Here is a 17,648-nt window from a genome sequence, read left to right as displayed (position 1 = left end):
CGGTGTTTAAAGTGGGTGATAAGGTTGTGTACCCGATGCATGGTGCTGGTGTGATTGAGTGCATAGAGGAATCGGAAGTTTTGGGGGAGCGTCGGAGGTATTATGTTGTGCATATGCCTATAGGCGATATGAAGGTTATGGTACCTACAGAGAGTGTGGCCAACATAGGGTTGCGTGATGTTGTGGACTCGTCCATTGCGGATGAGGTTTTGAGCCGGCTTCGTACACGGGGTGATGCGGATACGAGTAACTGGAATCGACGGTACCGGGCCAATCTCGATAAAATAAAGGGCGGTGACATTTTTGATGTAGCAGATGTTGTTCGAAGTCTGACTGCTCGGGACGAGGAAAAAGGTCTCTCCACTGGAGAACGAAAAATGTTGGAGAATGCTACACAAATTTTGGTTAGTGAACTGGTGTTGGCAGGGGGGCTGAAGAAGGAAAAAGTTTTTGCACTCATTCATGGTAGTATTGCGACAAGTTTTGTAGAATGAATGGGATTTTCACGGTTGGAAATGATGGGGTTGTATGTTGGGGAGTTTGGTAATACTGGGGGGGCGCAACCGCTTGTGATAAGTAACATGAGGGGGGGTGTGTGGACCCCGTGTTGAAACGTTTGATTCAGTTGACATGCATCCTTATAGGTGTGTCCACTGGTTACTATGCAGGACGGGGCCTCTTCGATTGGTTGCACGGTTCGTTTGGGGTAGTGGGAGTTCCTAAGCCCGAGTGGATCGGTGCTCTGCTCGGTACCGTGTTGGCCATTTTGGTGGCTGCTCGGTTTTCCAGGTACCTGATCCGTTGGCTTGCCTGGCATGAGGAACGTTTGGTGCGTATTCCAGCGGCGGAGGTTATGTTTGGTGCCTTGGGGCTCATTGTTGGACTTGTCGTGGCTGTGCTCACCACGGTGCCTGTTTTGTTGCCCATCTTGCGTGAAATACCCTTACCGGGTTTCGACCGTGGTTTTTTGCCTCTTTTGTTTGCTTGTTTGTTCACCGCTCTTCTTGGTTATCTCGGATGGTGTGCGGGCTATAAGAAGCATGAGGAATGGTTATCTCTTTTTCGGTTTGATGGTGATAGACGGAATGGTAAAGAGTCGCAATATGGAAATGGTGGGACAGGGGATCATAAGATTCTAGATACCAGTGTGGTGATTGATGGTCGGATTGCTGATATTTGTCGTACGGGTTTTTTAGATGGCACATTGGTTATCCCGAGTTTTGTGCTGGAGGAATTGCAGCACATTGCTGATTCCTCTGACGTGCTGAAGAGAAATCGTGGGAGGAGGGGTCTTGACATTCTCAATCGGATTCAGAAGGAACTCGATGTGGATGTATTGATTTACGAGGGTGATTTCGAGGATCCAGCGGAAGTTGATAGCAAATTGATCAAGCTCGCAAAAATTCTCCGTGGTAAGGTGGTTACCAACGATTTCAATCTCAACAAGGTTTGCGAGTTGCAGGGTGTTCAGGTTCTCAATATCAATGATTTAGCCAACGCTGTGAAACCGATCGTGTTGCCGGGTGAGGAAATCAATGTTCAGGTTATCAAGGACGGCAAGGAACATGGACAAGGTGTAGCTTATCTCGACGATGGCACTATGATTGTCATTGAGGGTGGTCGTGACCACATCGGGGACAGGATTGATGTATTGGTTACCAGTGTATTGCAGACATCAGCGGGCAGAATGATCTTTGCTAAGCCCAAACTCCTAGAAAGGGTGTTATGAGGGGGAAACAACTGTATACAGTGATTGTATTGGCGGCAGGTCAGGGCACGCGTATGCGGGCGCAATGTAGCAAGCCGTTCCTCTTATTGCATGGGGAACCGATTTTACTTCATACTTTGCGTTGTTTTATTTTCCATACATCCATCGTTAGCATTATAATAGTGACACGGCCCCATGAGATAGAGTTGGCTTTGCAGTATGCTCCTCAGTTGCCCTCACGGCTCAATTTTCGTGTTGTTTCTGGCGGTTGTTCCCGGCGGGCCAGTGTAGCGGCGGCGTTGGCCGTTGTGGAGACGCCTTGGGTACTCGTACACGATGCGGTGCGTCCTTTTGTTTCAAAGGGGGTTCTGAACCGTCTTCTGGCTGTTGTTCCCCAAAGGGAGGCTGTTTCTTTGGGAGTGCCGGCGGTGGATACAGTAAAGGAAGTAGATCAGCAAGGGCGTGTGACCTATACGTTGCCGCGCTCAAAGTTGCGTATGGTCCAAACACCGCAGCTTTTTTCCACAAAATTATTGCGTCGTGCTCATGCTGCTAATGGAACCTCTCTGTTTACTGATGATGCTTCCTTGGTTGAGGTCCTCGGGGAGCCGGTACATATCATAGAAGGGGATCCGTGGAACATTAAGCTGACAGTACCAAGTGATCTTCCGTTGGCTGAAATGATGTTACCTATATTTCGGTCCCGTAAGGAAGGGTTATGAAGGTGGTACCATGGCGAATTGGACATGGTTTTGATGTGCACGCGTTGGCGGATGGGCATTCATTGGTTCTAGGTGGTGTGCGGATTCCCTATCCCCAGGGTTTAGTAGGTCATTCGGATGCTGACGTACTCCTTCATGCGATTACAGATGCCCTATTGGGTGCTCTGGCTATAGGGGATTTAGGAACGCATTTTCCACCTACGGACCCAGCATATAAGAACTGCGACAGCTGTTTGTTGCTATGTCATGCACAACGTTTGGTGACTGAGAGCCAATATGCCATTATGAATATTGATTCTACCATTATGGTCGAAAGGCCATTGCTACAACCTTTTATTGATTCCATGCGTATGAGGATAGCGGAACAGCTTGGCCTCCAGATGATGCAGGTGAGTGTTAAGGCAACCACCACGGAACGATTGGGTTTTGTGGGGCGGTGTGAGGGGATTGCAGCTGAGGCCGTGGTGCTGCTTATGGCGGAGACGGCCCAGACGGAAGGGGACAGATAATCCTATGGCATTGCATGTTCACAATACATTGTCCCAGCGGAGGGAGTTGTTTACACCGGTGGCCCCCGCGAATCTGAAGATGTATGTTTGTGGGCCAACTGTTTACAATTATATCCATATTGGGAATGCGCGTGTTTTTGTTTTTTTTGACGTAGTACGCCGCTACCTACGAAGTTGCGATTATGAGGTTCTGTATGTGCAGAATTTTACGGATTTCGATGATCGTCTGTTGGCTTCCTCCTTACGTGAAGGGGTCCCTGTTCGTGAGATTGCCAATCGGTACATAGAGGCGTATTTTGAGGATATGGATGCATTGGGAGTGGAACGTGCTGATGTACATCCCCGTGCCTCCGATCATGTAGAAGGCATGATAGAGGCGGTTCGCGACCTTCTTGCGGGAGGGGCTGCCTATATTTCGGGAGGGGATGTATACTTCCGGGCACAGGAATTCCCTGGATATGGTAAGTTGGCCCACCAGCCCCTGGAGGAATTGCGGATGGGCGCACGGATAGAGCCTGGGGATAAGAAGGAGAATGCATTTGACTTTGCCCTCTGGAAGGCATCCCCCAGGCAAGAATTGGGTTGGGAGACACCATGGGGTTATGGGCGTCCGGGTTGGCATATCGAATGTTCTGTGATGGTTCGTCGTTATCTTGGCGATACGATCGATATTCACGCCGGGGGCGAGGATCTTTGCTTCCCTCACCATGAAAATGAACGTGCTCAAAGCGAGTCCTGGACAGGGGAGCCTTTTGTTCGGTATTGGTTACACAATGCTTTTGTCATGTTGCAGGGCGAGAAGATGGCGAAATCGGTAGGAAATACTGCCAGTGTAGTTGAGTTGCGGGAGAAGTATGACCCCCTGGTATTGCGATATTTATTGTTGTCGGTGCACTATCGTCGTCCCCTGCAGTTCAGTGAGGAGGCCTTAGTGCAGGCGGTGAGTAGTGTGGGTCGTCTGCGGGAGGCTATGGTCCACCTGCGGGAACGTCGTTCATCTGCTACGAAGGAGGGGGTTGCAGATGCGGGATTGGTGAGAGATTTGGAGGCTCTGCATACCCGGTTTATGGAGGCTATGGATGACGATTTTCATACGGCTAATGCAATCAGTGTTTTATTTGCTGCGGTTCGTTTGGGTAATCGTTTTCTTTGTCAGGGGGATGTAACGGTGGCTTCTCTGGAGGCCCTGGATGTATGGTTCACACGGCATGCAGGTGAGGTATTGGGCTTATTGCCGGGGGGGCAAATGGGGGATTCCCCTTCGGAGGAAATTCAGAAGCAGATTGATGCGCGTCGGAAGGCGAGGGAAGCGGGCAATTTTGTGGAGGCGGATGCGATTCGTACAGCCTTGCTGAAGGAGGGTATCGCGTTGGAGGATACACCACAGGGTGTGCGTTGGAAGAGGGTATGATGGAATGTTTTCCTGTGTGGTAGTTTATCGTCACGGATTGTAGGGTATGTGTGGAGAGAGGGAAAATGGGGGAATGTCTTTCCCCCCCTCCCCTGTAGTTTGTGTTGTTGATGCGATTCCTACGGGAGGGTGGTCATCCGGTGTGGGCCTGGATGTGTTTTGGGGCTCGCAAGTGGGGGGGTTGTCTCCCTTTTCTGCAGTGGAATGGGGTAAGATTTGCCTACAACATGGGGGTTAAGGATTGTTATACATTGTAACGCCGTGTTTCGAAAGGAACGGGGGCTTGAGGATTTGGTATTGTATCGTTTTAGGACATGTGTGAGTTCATGGACAGGTAGGAGAGGGTAGGATCTGAACATAGATGGATACGGGAGTGGAATTCATGGGAGTGAGTGATGATTCGAGGTTGCTGACAACCGATTGGTTGGTGGGTAGGCATGCCGTTACCGAGGCGTTTCACGGAGGGGTGGCGATGGAAAAGATAGTGGTGGCGGCGGAAATTCCCCCTGCCCGCTGGCATTCACTGCAACGGTTAGCATCCCAACGCAGTGTTCCCTGGCAAAGGGTTCCCAAGGCTTGGTTGGACAAGCTCGGTCAGGAATTGGGGCAGAGACATCAGGGGGTAGCAGCACGCATTTCATCCGTACTTTCTACCCCTATCGAGACGATGTGGGAAAGAGCGAAGAAGTCGGATCTGCCCCCCCTCTTTTTGCTGTTGGATGGGGTTCAGGATCCCCACAATCTGGGGGCTATTTTGCGTACAGCGGCTGCAGTAGGTGTGCATGGGGTCGTGATCCCAAAGCGTCGCGCCACGGGTTTGACCCGTGCGGTTCTAGAAACTTCCCTTGGTGCTGTTGCCCATGTTCCTATCGCTAGGGTAGCTAATTTGAGGCAGAAGGCTTTCTGGTTGAGGAAAAGGGGTGTATGGATTTTAGGGGCTGATGTAAAGGCATCGGAGGGCATTTATGATAGATTGGCTTCTACCTTTGGGTCCGTGCCTCTAGCTCTTTTGATTGGTGGAGAGGGTAGGGGTCTCCGGCCTTCCCTGCGAACCTGTTGCGATCATTTATATAGAATTCCTATGCGGTCTCCCATTGCCTCTCTCAATGTTTCTGTTGCTACGGCACTTTTTCTTTATGCTGTTCGTTATGGGCATTCGAAAGGGGATACGGATCTGCTGGAAGGGGAGAAGAACACTTAGGATCGTTCCTTTGTCAATTAGGATTGTATTTCTTTCATGTGTTTTTTATTTTATGTACCACTCTAGGAACATAGGATTGTATCGTTCGTTGGATTGAAAGTCCACGGCAGGGTTTCTAAATCTAAGGAAACATATTTTAATTTAAATATAATATATATATTTTATCTATTTAATAAATAAAAACGTCTGCAGGCGGTTCCTTGGCATAATTCCCCCTTATTTATTTAAATTTTTTAAGTAAATTTAAATATTTCTGTAATGAAATGGGATTGTTGCAAACGGATCAACCTGTCCGTTACTTTCCGTCTGCCCCCATCTTTCAGTCCTCGGTACCTTGTTACAAAAAGGTTGCATTCCAAACGTGGTGCCATTCCCAAAAATATTAGGTTTCTTATCATTGCTCACGAATTGCCTTCCGGGGGTATTTTCTAGGCCCCCCTGGCCTAACTTCGGACTTGGAATATCATCGGGTAGCTTTTTCTTAATTCTGAATTGCTGAGGATGAATTAAGTAGGGGATTGCCTTTTCCTACAATTGGTTCGTTTATTCAGTTCATTGTACACGGTCCTATGTTAAAAAACATAGGTCTATTTTAATTTATAAATAAATAAAAAGTGTAATAATTTTTACTATTATGTATTTAAAATTACTGTTTAATTTTTATTTTATGTATATTAGACACTATATTTATTTATAAAAAATTACGATGGTTCCTCCACCGATCATTTTTCTAGGTGGCTGTTGCGACATATGATGGCAGGGTTTTTATAATTCCCCCCAACTATGTAGAATAGTACCATCCTAATGCGGGTGAAGACGAAAAACTTTCATAATATTTTTTAAAAATTTTAAATTATTGGATGGATACCTCCTTCAAGAAATTCCCTGGTAAAAACGTCTACCCGGTTTTTTTGTGTTTATGTTATTATTTTTCTGAATAACACGATCAACACGGGTACCATTTGGGGTGTGAATTCTTGAACAAGGTTTTCAGGGAGGACTTTCCCCTATCTTTGGGACTCCCCTTATGGATTCATATAAAAATGTTTTTATTATATTAAAAAATAATAAGTATATTTGAACCCTATTCCTCCTTGTTTTACGTAATTTACTACCTACCGCTCCTTTCTTGATTCGTCAAAAATGGTAATAAATTCCTGTTCTTTTTCGCTTTGCTAATTCCTATTTGTAGAAAAAAAGGGAGAACGATCCCCCGGATTGTTTACCATAGTTAGGAAAATTGGTAGTATTCATATTTCCTAACGTTTTATTTCCCGGTAGGACAGCCGGCCTGGACGAGTAAAATCCTCGCCCCTTACTCCGTACCCTTTCAGGTCGGATGCCACCTACTTGGGAATTCGTGGCGGCTAAGGAAAAAAGTATCCCTTTACATAAGTGATAGATAGGACACAGATGAGATGGTGTCTGTGCGATTTCTTATGTTGGATACCAGACCCCCCGAAACGTCCTAGTTCTCGAAAATCTTCGCTTCCGGCATCAGTGTTCCCTTGATCGTTACCAACGCCCATTCTGGCCCCAAGACAGCCATTCGTATCCATGATCCTGCATCGAATGGGCAAACGAAACGGAGAAGAACCTGCAGGATGCCGCTGGGGATCCTTTTCAAGAGATTGTGCATAGGGGAAAGCCCCCGATCCAGGGGATAGCCCCATGCGGCCGGCTTAGGGATCTGCAGGGAGATTATGAAACAATGGCCTCCCGAAAACGGTAAAAATAATGCAAAGGCCTACACGATATTATCTTTCATCTCAGGCACGATCCTGCCTATCGGAAGTCGAATCGGAGTCCGAATGTTTTGGAAAACTCCAACGGGAATGGGGAACGTAGTACAGATCAAGTCTGCTGTGATCCTGCATTCGATTCGCGAGCAAGGACAAGGAGCCTAAAATTACCTGTTTTTGGAGGGACACCGTGTTTGGGATGCAATCAAATTCTCACGTTCACTCACATCCAGAGGGTGATCACCTTTAACTACAAGGTACATATGTTGAGAATATTAATATAGATTGTTTCTATACTTATTAACAATGAAAACATATTCATTATATATTTTTTAATTATATAGGGTAACCGTAATCTAAATTATTTTTATACTATATTTACTCGATAGCATTCATAAATGAATTAAAAAATAAAAAAATCCAAGAGTTGACAGGGTACAATTATGTATGCTTTAATGTGTTACGTTCCAAATGTGTTGTGTTCCATTTTATTTGTACTCTAGAGAACTTGAGATTGATTATCATCCCACGGAGGTCATAATATCGTCTGATGAACTGAGGAGGATACATGGGGAAAAACTAAGGGAGGATTCCAGAGCCGAGAGGATGAGTTATGAATATGTGAACGGGGGATCTGTAATTACGGGAAAATAGGGAAGGTCCCTCCCCATCATCAGCCTCCCCCTAGGACGCGGATATGGAGGAGTGTATTGGACTACGTAGCGGATCAAAACCAAAACCGCGGGCTTCTGGCTTTTAGTTCAATCAGGGAAGGAATGGTTATCGGTGTTGAGCAGGGTTGATAGTAAAAGGATGATACCAGTACTACTCATCTGTCCATTGCTTTTTGCACCATTGTCTGCTGTTTTACCTATCAACACTACTATATCCAACGCCGCTGTCCCCCCTCTCGTAGCGGCGGGTGCCGCTGGTGGTGCGATTTTAAAAAATACTGGTATTATGGTTACGAGTTGGGCAGCGTTTCAAGCTATGGAGAGTAACCACGGTGCCGTGGGAAATTTTTTGGGAAGACGATTTCACGGAGATCATTACAAACCAAATAGGCCTTACATTGATACCAATGGTTTTCCTTCTTTTATTGAACGTCTTGCGGTTAATACTCCTTTCATTAGGGACATGGTGGGTCCCGGCGGGAATTCTCCCACATTGGGAGATGTGGCAAAATCTCATAAGCTGAGGAATCCCAACCTTAGCTGGGAAGATGCTGTACGTTATGCTAGAGAACACGATGATCCTAATGACGATGTAGAAATAGGGAGGGTCTACACCAGGGATGAAACGATTAAAATGTGGGGACCCTTCATCAATCAGGCAATGGAAGAGTTGGGATATCAATCCCATAGGGGGGGAGGTAAATATTCCTATAACAAGAGCAAGGACTATGTGGTTCTATCTAGTGAAATGGGTGGAAATGGCCGTCGTGCTGTCAGGGTCAAGCTGACAGAGGATGGGAGTGAGCATGCTCTAGTACTCCCTAACCATATGATCAAAGATCCTTCCATGATAGAGAAATATGAAAATAACGAGAAGGAAATAGAGGAAATAAACGAGGTGGTACGATCTGGAGGCTATGATGAAAACTACCATTTTCGTCTCTTCCGTCCCTACTCCCTTCGCCTTAGCCCCTCGATTCCTATTGACGATAGGATATGGGAACGGACGAAGGAACTAGTAAAAATGACGCCGGAACAACTAGAAAAGGAAGCCGTGGAAATGGTTGCGTCTAGAAATATAAATTTGAGGGAGGCCAGAATGTATGTCAACAGGGTTGTAAACCTTCGTAAACGTGCCGATAGAGCTTATGAGGAGAGAGATGCATTGATGAAATATTCTAAGGATGATAAAAAAAAGAGAATGGAGGAACACCAGGAGCTCATAAGGAGAATAGAACAATCAAATGAAGAAGAGGGAAATGAAGGGAATAGATATAATATGTACAGCCTAAGGAGCAAGGATATCAGGTATGGAAATGGTTTTTAAAGGGGGTAAACATTAATCCTAATCCTAATTCGGATCGAACAAATTGAGTTTTGCATGCTTCATATTTATAAAATTAGTTATATAAAAATAAAATGGAGGGGGTTATGCGCAATGGTGGTAAGTGATACTCGTAAGAGAGTGTTGATATGGGTACTATCATCGCTGATGCTATCATTTTCCGCGACCGGTGTATTTTCCATTGATATAGCAGAGGCTGGTCCCTTGTCATTTCTACGTGGGAAGTGGGCGAAATTGACCAAAAGCTCCCGTATTACTTCCCATAGGGGTACTATGACTAATAGAGGAGGTACTATGACTAATAGTGGGGGTGCTATGACTAATAGTGGGGGTGCTATGACTAATTTTTCCTCATCCCTCTCCTCAGGGGCGGGACCGAATTCTAGGCGAAGTGGGGGCCTCGCTACCCGGTTCCACGATGATTTGAGTGCCCGTCTTGATAAGTTGGAGTTGTCCAACAGAGGGCGGTCTATTCCTGACATGTCTTCCGTTCATAAACTAAAAGACCTCCCTGACGTGAGACCCCTACCCGCTCCTAGAAGGTCCCTCGGACCCGACGCATCCCCCCTGTCCCCCCCCACATCTACCTTCCTTGGCACACCCGACTCATTATCTGCCCTCCGTGGAGCGGATCACTCTATCTACCTACCGATACCAAAGCAGTAGTTATGGGTGCTACCGTGGAAGGGAACAACCCGATGGTCCCCGTCCGGGATGTATGTTTCTAGAATTTGGTTCTCCCTTCGACCCATAGTAAAATTTAGATCCAAGTATAATGGATTTATATGCAAAGGATGTTGCCTTCCCTGGCATCATCCGAATGTGTGTGTGTATGTTCCCCCAGAGGAATTTTTAGCCCTCCGGGGGAAACGTTTCTCTGTATTTCTTTAATAATAATTTCCTTATTAATTTTTAATATATAGTTAATTCCTGTTTTCATCTTCCTATCATCAATTTTTAATATAAATAATACGGGAGATGACAAGGAAGGATATTCTTACTTTATTCTGATATTCAATATAAAATCCCCAGTTAAAAAATATAGAAAATTATCATAAATTTTAATTCATATACAGTTCAACACTATTTATGCTTTCTTCCCAATTCCCACGGCTCATGCTGTTTTCTGATCCCTTCTTTCCCACTGGTTTTGGTGATAACGAGGGCAGGGGAGGATCGCGCTATTCAGTAGGCAGTCTCGTCATCGGGATCATAGCAGGTTTGATTTGTATTACGCTCTCCAGTTTCCGTTGGGGTTTTTCAGGATATTTGTTATTCCGATTCGGCTTCCGATAGGCAAGTTCGTGCCCGGGAGGGGGATACTGCATAGGCCCTTTCGCATTATTTTTACCGTTCTCATTGGGTCATCATCTCCACAGATTCCCCACAGACCAGACGCGTAGGCTTGTCCCCGGATCGGGATCTTTTCAGGACTCTTCTCTGTGCAACCCCTCGAAGAGAGTTCCCGGCGAAAGGGGGTCACCCGGCGGCGGGTCCGTAGGTTCCTAAGGAAATGGGCTCCGCTGTTCGTCCGATACTGGGAGCGAAGATTTTTGAAAATCCGGTCCCAGGTGCCCAATTTCGGGTGGGGTCTGTTTCAGCGGTGTAAGAAGCTTCCCCACACCATTCTATCTGTGTTCTATTGCTATGTAAGGGGCTACTTTTTTCCCTGGCCGCGCCACGTGAATTCCCAGATAGGTGGCATTTACCTGAAGGGCGGAGTAATTGGCCTTGTAGGGGGTGAGAAAAGATTCACTCGTCCTAGTACGGCTACCTTATCGGAACATAGGACGTTGGGAAAGGGTTGAACGGGGGGGGGGGGGATTCCCTTGACCGAGTATCCACTTCATTCGCCCTGCCAGGACCCTCTTCCGAAAATTTTGCAGTATTCCCTATGGTTCGTTCCCCTTATCGTTTTTTCGCCCCAGATATTCATCTTTTTCCTAACTAGCGAACCATGTTCAAGCTCCCTGAAATTCCTCTATTTTCATTGTACTGGGATTTAGATACCCAATTGTTTGGATGGCCTATTCTGTTGGTATTCCCAATTCTCGTAAATATCGCGAATGATTCAGAAGGTCGTTCTTCGTTTTTTGCTGCAATATAGAAGCTGGTAGAACGGTACGAGGATCGCGGGGTATAAATCTATATCCTCCTCTATATTTTATATACATAAAAATTTTATTTTTATGTAATTGTATAACGAGAATACGAGGGAAAAAGAAGATGAGTTTATCACTATTTTTTCCAAATCGAGATAGGATAAGTAGATTAGTAAATTATGTAAAAAAAGGGAGGATACAGTCGTATACAAAACGTATGTTTTATTTTTAATATAATAAAAATATTTTACATATGAATTCGTGTGGGAAGTTCCAGGGATGGGAGGAAATCTCCTCTAGAAAACCCTAAATTTAGACCCGCAACAGGACGTTGTTGAGTGTTCCCTTGAGGAGCCAACGGTGGAATACCTTTGTCATGGTCATCCAATTATATTTCATAAAAATCAAGAAACATCCGTCCAATGCCCCCCCTTTTTGGTTTTCTTCCGTTATAATGGAAACAGATGTTTTCGAGACCCTTCTTTGGAAAATTAGGATATACACGGGGGGGGGAATAGGGTCATTGTTTGGCAAACGACTACTCCGGTCTTAGGGTCCCCTACTTCTAGCCCTAGTGATATATGGGAGGAGGACAAGGATCTTGTTGGGAAGGCCCGACAGGGTGATACGGTGGCACTGGAGAGAATGATGGAAAAATATCGCAATTTTGTTCGCTCTAAAGCCCGTTGTTACTTTTTAGTTGGGGCCGATTACGAGGATCTTGTACAGGAGGGAATGATTGGATTATACAAGGCAATTCGCGATTTTCAGGGGGATAAGCCCTCCTCCTTCAGGACATTCGCCGAGCTTTGTATCACTAGGCAAATCATTACGGCTATAAAGAAAGCCACTCGCCAGAAGCACATCCCCCTCAACTCCTATGTTTCCCTGGACAAGCCTGCTTATGAACATGATGCAGATCGGACCCTTTATGATACGCTCTCCACATCCCTCACAAATCCAGAAAATGTTTATATAAATAGGGAGGGGTATAATTCCATAAGGTGTAAGATTCATCAAGTTTTGAGTGAGTTGGAGAGGCATGTCCTAATTCTCTATTCGGAGGGGTTTTCCTATCAAGAAATTGGCAGAGAGTTAGGGAAACATACGAAGGCTGTCGATAATGCTCTACAAAGGGTGAAAAAAAAGTTAGGGAAGATTCTGGGGTGATTTTGCCCGCGATATTGGGTTTTCATTGGATAGACCTGTGGGGATCCGTTTTCTTCTGACATCCTTGGATGGGACGGAGGGAACTAAAGGATATGGGGGGTTATGTACAGAGAGGATCGTTCGTTGTGGAATGAGAATAACTCCTTATTTAGAACTCCGGTTTAATATGTAATAAAATATGAATCGAATTTAATTATCCTATAGATCCATCAACATCACGGGATGATGGAATGGGGGGACCAAACGAAAAAAAGTTTGCTGCCCCCCGACTTTGGATGTCCTTTCTCCGACGGTGGGGCTTTTGCATTCCGAAATACAGCAGAGGGCAATGGGAAAAGTCATATTATTCACATAGGTACCCAATTATAGGGAACCGTAAATATTGTGAATTTTACTATTTATATTATTCATTAACAATTAGGATGGGTTAGAAAATACCCCTGGGGAACGATTTGCGATCAAGGATAAGGAACCCAACATTACCTATTGTTAAGGGTGACACCGTGTTGGGGATACGATCGTTCCCTCTCCATCATTTTTTCAAAATACTTTATTATAATTTTTACTAATATATTGCATATATACATATATTTTTTAAACTATAGCTGGGTGGGATGTGTTATAGTGATCTTCAGCAGGAACCTGAGTAGAGTACAGGTTAGGAAAAAGAAAGGTTTTTTAAATACGGGGATGAATTTTTTCTTTGTTTTAGTTATATAAAATTATAAAAAATTACTATAATATGTGGGCGTGTATTCTATTCTTAATTACATCTGATTTGATGATCAATTAGGCCATTATGAATGAGAGAAAAGAGGGTACAACTATGCAATATAGGTGGGTAGATTCTGCTAAGGGGGATCGTTGGTTTATATAGAAAAAAGGGGGGGGGATTCGCATGTTATCAGGGAAATGCAAGAGTTTCATGATAGGTAGAATGGTATCGATCCTAGTCTTGTTCAGCGGGATCGGTTTCTTCCCCCCTTGTGGATCGTTCATGGTAAGTGCAATGCCAGAATCACAGGTTTACCACACAGAGTCACCGTATTCCATGGTACAACCGTCTCAGGATGGGGTAAATCAGGATACAGGAACCGATCCGGGGTATTGGCCCGGTGGTTATCTGAATGAGGATGATATACGCAACGAGATGGATAGCGATCCTACCTTTGTGGAGCGGATTGTGAACATGGCGGATCGTCATTTTGGGGAAGACTCTGATGCCGCTCTGACGATCCGAAGGTATCTATATGGCTTAAAGAAAGGATTTACCAAAATGCTTGGTAAGGGTGAAAGTTATTCCAATGACTCGGGGGTGAGAAGGTGTCTCAGGGGCGAAGGAAAAAGACTCATAGGGACATCTCATAGTAAAATAGACTGTTCCTCCTTGGTGCAGCAGGTGGCAAGAAAATGCCTGGGAAAGAACATACCCCGCACAGCACAGGAACAGTCAAGAACTGGCAAATCGATTCCCGTCAGTAGTATAAAGAATGGCGGTGTAAGAGACGGGGATATCATTTCTTGCAGCGAAAGTCATAGTCTCAACCATATTACCCACTCGGGGATTTGTCTGATGGATGACAACGGAACTGTTTACGTTTTGCATTGTCCTGACAACGGGGTTCGGATTCAAAAGTTGTTGGGGAATCCGAAAACGAAATGGATTATGGATACGCTGATGTGTGTGCACAGGGTGCTGTAAGATCGGATTGGGGTGCATTTGTATTTCATCATGGTAGAACGGTTGTGTTCTTTTCATTCCAGGTAGACACCGCGGATTATGTGATTCCCGGTCGTTTGCCTGGTTTTTTATTTTAAATTGATAAATTTATTATTAGAGTGATAAGTACTTCTCTGGATTAGGGTCCATGGGTTGTATTTCCCATAGGGTGTAATCCCCAGAAGTTGGGTAATCCTTGGTCCCTTACATACGACCGCAAATCGACTCCTGGTGTGTGTCAGGTAAGCTGTGTAAGCGATGAAGGTTGTACATGGTCTTTCGGAGTCGGATGGATAGGTGACAGGGTTTCAACCATCCAACGATGTTGGTGTAGGAACATCCCCGGTGATGAGGGATTTAGGAAAAGCTAGCATCTTTGTCCGGTAGGGAGTAAGGAGCTTAACGAGAGTAGAATCGTTCGGGGACGTATCGAAAAAAGACCATTCATGTCGAAATCGAAGTGGGGCCATAACACATCGGGAGAAGTCACGGAACTATTGAGCCTCCTGCTATAATGTACCTTGATCGGCATGGTAGGGGTATTTTCCCGTGAGGGTGAACATAATTATAAAAAATTTTCATGGTAATTCAAATAAAAGGTGGTTGAACAAGTCAGGAGTGGACGGCATATGGCCTGGGCTATCTAAACAGTGTAACGGTGCTGTCCGTACAATCAGCAGATGGGTAAAAGAAGATGAGAGGGTACGTTGGCCCGTTCATTTTCCCCATCCAAGGGCCGGCGGTCGGTATCCACTGGTTTGTTGCCCATCCCTCCCCCTCCGGTCCCTACTACAGAGGGAAATTGATGATATAAAAGGGCTTCTAGACCGTAAAGAGTTGGAAATCAGTTGATGGAGGGAGGGGACAGGAGGAAAATGAAAGGGAATCGACATACCATGGAACTAAAGAGGAAAATAGTGGAGGAAGCTCTACACAATGGTAGTGTGGGTCCGAAGTGGCCCTTAACTATGGATTCGTATCCAGAGTCGCACGATGTTGGGTGATATAAGGTGAAGGGGTATTTTTGAAAAAAACTAGAGATAAGGAAAAAAGGTATCTTAAAGTATCCTTCGAACATGATCTATTCGTTTTCGGATAGGCTGCTTTCCTCAGAGGGGCCTAGAGATGTCCTTTGGGACATCACCAGAGAAGGAGGGGTTATCCAGCCCCACCCTGATCCAGTTTCCTGGCACCCCACCTCGCTTGGATGATTTTTTCTTCGTGTACTACCCGGAGGGTTGGCTCGGGATACCGCTATAGATTAGGATTGCATCTTGCTCACAATTTCGATAGGCAACTTCTCCTTGGTTCGGGCTGCTCCGGAAGATTGCGAACCCAACCAATGAGCGTAGGATACAAACCGGTGGTGGTGAGTTTTCAGGAACCCACGATACAGATAGAGTGGGCATAGCGGATCGCATTCAGATTGATGGTCATGAAAGGGAAACGAGAACATACCTCAATTAGTTTATTATAATTATAGTATAGGGATAATTATGAATGAAAATGGAGAGTGGACCTGTTTTGTTCTGCGCAGGCGAAGGGCAGGGCTATTTTGCCATGGTGGGATAGAAATAGGGGGTCGATCCTAAATTACTAGGTACGGCTCTGTAAAGGGTTGGTTGGGATGTAGTAGGCCTTACTCGAAGATTATTCCCTGAGCGGGAATTGTCGGATCGTTGTTCTGATATAATGGATGGGATACAGGGTGGGTGCGGGTCATTAGAGCAGGGGTAATGCGTGCGGGGTGGGAGTCATGGGGTTGGAACCTTCTCATATTTTATAATGAAATGGCTCCAGTTTTTCGTAAATGAATCCTGTCGTTTCCCTTATCGATTGTTCCATTGAGATCCGCGAGTCCTTGTTGCGCCCATGAAAGCAGTGCATTTTAGGATTTATATCGTTTATTTTGCGTCCTAAACGGACGTTAGGAGGGTCTAGGTCTATATCTTGAATTTTTTCCAAGTTTATATTTTTCAATTTTTTATTTATAATATTTTTGAAAATGGGGTATCGATTGCACCATCCATAAACTAGAATTCATACATGGGGTGCAGGACAGGGGTTTCTCTTCCCTCTATCCTACGGTTTCCCAATTTATACATGGTTCCCGGCTCAAAAGGGCAGCCCTCATTGTTTATCCTACATTGCGAAGGGATTGTGATTATTTTGGGGAAAGAAATAAATTCACAAATCGATTTCCCTTGGGGGATTCCCCCTTTGGATCAACAGGTGGCTGTGGTGACTGGTGGTTCGCGTGGGATTGGTCGCTCTATTAGTACTTCCTTAGCTAAGGCTGGGGCTGATGTGGCCATTGTATTTGCCCAGCGGCAGGAGGAAGCGGAGCAGACAGCGTCGAAGATCCTCTCCCTGGGTCGTAAGGTCTCCCTTCATAGGGCGGACATAGCGAATCGGGATCGCGTTATGGAGGTCGTGCGGACCGTGTTGGATGCTTGGGGTAAAATTGATATTTTAGTCAATAATGCTGGTATGCATAAGGACAATCTCCTCATGCGATTACATGAAGAAGATTGGCGAGTTGTGCTAGATGTGAATTTGAGTGGTGTTTTTCATATCACTCAGGCTGTCCTTCGTTCGATGGTAAAGCGGCGATTTGGACGAATCATCAATATGAGTTCTGTGGTTGCCCTCAGTGGGAATGCTGGACAGGTAAATTATGCATCGGCTAAGGCGGGTTTGTTGGGTTTTACTCGTTCCCTTGCTCGTGAAGTCGCAGGGCGTGGGATTACCGTTAATGCGGTTGCCCCTGGGTATATTGCGACGGAAATGACAGGTGACTTACCAGAGAAGCAGCGGCAAGCCCTGCTGGCATCGATACCTGTGGGCCGATATGGTACGCCGGAGGAGGTAGCTCAAACGGTAGTTCACTTAGCGAGCCCATGGGCGGGATATATCACAGGTCATACATTACGAATAGATGGTGGTATGGCAATGGGGTAGGGAACTTTAGGGATAGGGTACAATCACCTGATGTTTGTGGGTTGGCCATTGAATTTTGTTATTATGCAGGCTACAATACCGATATTGGGGGTGGCAGTTGAGTATGGTTGATAGTTCAAGTATCTTAGAGCGGGTTCGTAAGGTGATCGTTGCTAGTCTGAATGTGAAATCGGAGGTGGTGGTTCCTACGGCCAAGGTTGATGACGACCTAGGTGCGGATTCCCTCGACCATGTGGATTTGATGATGGAATTAGAGGATGAGTTTGGCATAGAGATTACAGATGAGGATGCAGAGAAAATTGTTACTGTGCAGGATATTGTAGATTATATCAGGGAAAATGCCAAGGAAAAATAGGGGAATTCCTTCCCCGTTGGGAACCGCT

16 protein-coding genes are annotated in these 17,648 nt (G+C 45.5%); 15 read left to right on the top strand and 1 reads right to left on the bottom strand.

Annotated elements, in window-relative coordinates; genetic code table 11:
* Nucleotides 1-2: 2 nt before the first annotated feature.
* The 7 genes from PPRES148_RS06265 to rlmB all read left to right on the top strand — a co-directional run bounded on the left by PPRES148_RS06265 (nt 3) and on the right by rlmB (nt 5,551).
* Nucleotides 3-494: a CarD family transcriptional regulator gene (locus tag PPRES148_RS06265; RefSeq protein WP_149453716.1), complete on the top strand. Its 492-nt coding sequence runs from the start codon at nt 3-5 to the stop codon at nt 492-494.
* Nucleotides 495-604: 110 nt separating this feature from the next.
* Nucleotides 605-1,729: a PIN/TRAM domain-containing protein gene (locus tag PPRES148_RS06260; RefSeq protein ID WP_149453715.1), complete on the top strand. Its 1,125-nt coding sequence runs from the start codon at nt 605-607 to the stop codon at nt 1,727-1,729.
* Between the two features lie 20 nt (nt 1,730-1,749).
* Complete coding sequence (ispD, locus tag PPRES148_RS06255) at nt 1,750-2,430, top strand: 2-C-methyl-D-erythritol 4-phosphate cytidylyltransferase (RefSeq protein ID WP_223127986.1); 681 nt, start codon at nt 1,750-1,752, stop codon at nt 2,428-2,430.
* Entirely contained in the window at nt 2,427-2,939 is a 513-nt protein-coding gene (gene ispF, locus PPRES148_RS06250; protein ID WP_149453713.1) for a 2-C-methyl-D-erythritol 2,4-cyclodiphosphate synthase, read from the top strand. The genes ispD and ispF overlap by 4 nt, the downstream gene beginning before the upstream one ends.
* Before the next feature lie 4 nt (nt 2,940-2,943).
* Nucleotides 2,944-4,350 carry a cysteine--tRNA ligase gene (gene cysS / locus PPRES148_RS06245; protein ID WP_149453712.1) on the top strand — a complete coding sequence of 469 codons (1,407 nt, stop codon included), beginning with the start codon at nt 2,944-2,946 and terminating at the stop codon, nt 4,348-4,350.
* 73 nt (nt 4,351-4,423) lie between these two features.
* Entirely contained in the window at nt 4,424-4,588 is a 165-nt protein-coding gene (locus PPRES148_RS11460) for a hypothetical protein (RefSeq protein ID WP_187820737.1), read from the top strand.
* 123 nt (nt 4,589-4,711) lie between these two features.
* A complete protein-coding gene (gene rlmB / locus PPRES148_RS06240) occupies nt 4,712-5,551 on the top strand; it encodes a 23S rRNA (guanosine(2251)-2'-O)-methyltransferase RlmB (protein WP_149453711.1) in 840 nt (279 codons plus the stop codon).
* 1,468 nt (nt 5,552-7,019) lie between these two features.
* On the opposite strand, the gene PPRES148_RS11455 is transcribed toward rlmB, so the two are convergent.
* Nucleotides 7,020-7,190, bottom strand: coding sequence for a hypothetical protein (locus PPRES148_RS11455; protein ID WP_187820736.1), 171 nt, complete (start codon nt 7,188-7,190; stop codon nt 7,020-7,022).
* A 916-nt stretch (nt 7,191-8,106) separates the two neighbouring features.
* On the opposite strand from PPRES148_RS11455, the gene PPRES148_RS06235 reads away from it, so the two are divergent.
* The 8 genes from PPRES148_RS06235 to acpP all read left to right on the top strand — a co-directional run bounded on the left by PPRES148_RS06235 (nt 8,107) and on the right by acpP (nt 17,620).
* The gene (locus tag PPRES148_RS06235) at nt 8,107-9,294 is read left to right on the top strand and encodes a hypothetical protein (RefSeq protein ID WP_149453710.1); all 1,188 of its coding nucleotides are present in this window, start codon (nt 8,107-8,109) and stop codon (nt 9,292-9,294) included.
* A 111-nt stretch (nt 9,295-9,405) separates the two neighbouring features.
* Nucleotides 9,406-9,978 (top strand): hypothetical protein, encoded by a 573-nt coding sequence (locus tag PPRES148_RS06230; protein WP_149453709.1) that lies wholly within the window; start codon nt 9,406-9,408, stop codon nt 9,976-9,978.
* Between the two features lie 2,015 nt (nt 9,979-11,993).
* On the top strand, nt 11,994-12,584 hold the full coding sequence (sigH, locus tag PPRES148_RS06225; RefSeq protein ID WP_149453708.1) for an RNA polymerase sporulation sigma factor SigH: 591 nt from the start codon (nt 11,994-11,996) through the stop codon (nt 12,582-12,584).
* Nucleotides 12,585-13,482: 898 nt separating this feature from the next.
* Nucleotides 13,483-14,286 carry a C40 family peptidase gene (locus PPRES148_RS06220; RefSeq protein ID WP_149453707.1) on the top strand — a complete coding sequence of 268 codons (804 nt, stop codon included), beginning with the start codon at nt 13,483-13,485 and terminating at the stop codon, nt 14,284-14,286.
* Between the two features lie 567 nt (nt 14,287-14,853).
* Complete coding sequence (locus PPRES148_RS06215; RefSeq protein ID WP_149453706.1) at nt 14,854-15,156, top strand: hypothetical protein; 303 nt, start codon at nt 14,854-14,856, stop codon at nt 15,154-15,156.
* A gap of 23 nt (nt 15,157-15,179) precedes the next feature.
* Entirely contained in the window at nt 15,180-15,308 is a 129-nt protein-coding gene (locus PPRES148_RS12920; protein ID WP_281289934.1) for a hypothetical protein, read from the top strand.
* Between the two features lie 1,216 nt (nt 15,309-16,524).
* Nucleotides 16,525-17,265 carry a 3-oxoacyl-[acyl-carrier-protein] reductase gene (gene fabG, locus PPRES148_RS06210; protein ID WP_246142920.1) on the top strand — a complete coding sequence of 247 codons (741 nt, stop codon included), beginning with the start codon at nt 16,525-16,527 and terminating at the stop codon, nt 17,263-17,265.
* Between the two features lie 103 nt (nt 17,266-17,368).
* On the top strand, nt 17,369-17,620 hold the full coding sequence (gene acpP, locus PPRES148_RS06205; RefSeq protein ID WP_149454268.1) for an acyl carrier protein: 252 nt from the start codon (nt 17,369-17,371) through the stop codon (nt 17,618-17,620).
* Nucleotides 17,621-17,648 lie beyond the last annotated feature (28 nt).

The sequence above is a fragment of the Pasteuria penetrans genome, from assembly GCF_900538055.1.
GTDB lineage: Bacteria > Bacillota > Bacilli > Thermoactinomycetales > Thermoactinomycetaceae > Pasteuria > Pasteuria penetrans.
This window is presented reverse-complemented; position numbering and strand designations above follow the sequence as displayed.

Bases quoted from the DNA above. Each gene is read 5' to 3' on its own strand.
- ispF (WP_149453713.1), top strand. From the start codon at position 2,427: ATGAAGGTGGTACCATGGCGAATTGGACATGGTTTTGATGTGCACGCG.
- PPRES148_RS06235 (WP_149453710.1), top strand. From the start codon at position 8,107: ATGATACCAGTACTACTCATCTGTCCATTGCTTTTTGCACCATTGTCT.
- cysS (WP_149453712.1), top strand. From the start codon at position 2,944: ATGGCATTGCATGTTCACAATACATTGTCCCAGCGGAGGGAGTTGTTT.
- PPRES148_RS12920 (WP_281289934.1), top strand. From the start codon at position 15,180: ATGAAAGGGAATCGACATACCATGGAACTAAAGAGGAAAATAGTGGAG.
- PPRES148_RS06220 (WP_149453707.1), top strand. From the start codon at position 13,483: ATGTTATCAGGGAAATGCAAGAGTTTCATGATAGGTAGAATGGTATCG.
- rlmB (WP_149453711.1), top strand. From the start codon at position 4,712: ATGGATACGGGAGTGGAATTCATGGGAGTGAGTGATGATTCGAGGTTG.
- PPRES148_RS11460 (WP_187820737.1), top strand. From the start codon at position 4,424: ATGTCTTTCCCCCCCTCCCCTGTAGTTTGTGTTGTTGATGCGATTCCT.
- PPRES148_RS11455 (WP_187820736.1), bottom strand. From the start codon at position 7,190: ATGCACAATCTCTTGAAAAGGATCCCCAGCGGCATCCTGCAGGTTCTT.
- PPRES148_RS06230 (WP_149453709.1), top strand. From the start codon at position 9,406: ATGGTGGTAAGTGATACTCGTAAGAGAGTGTTGATATGGGTACTATCA.
- acpP (WP_149454268.1), top strand. From the start codon at position 17,369: ATGGTTGATAGTTCAAGTATCTTAGAGCGGGTTCGTAAGGTGATCGTT.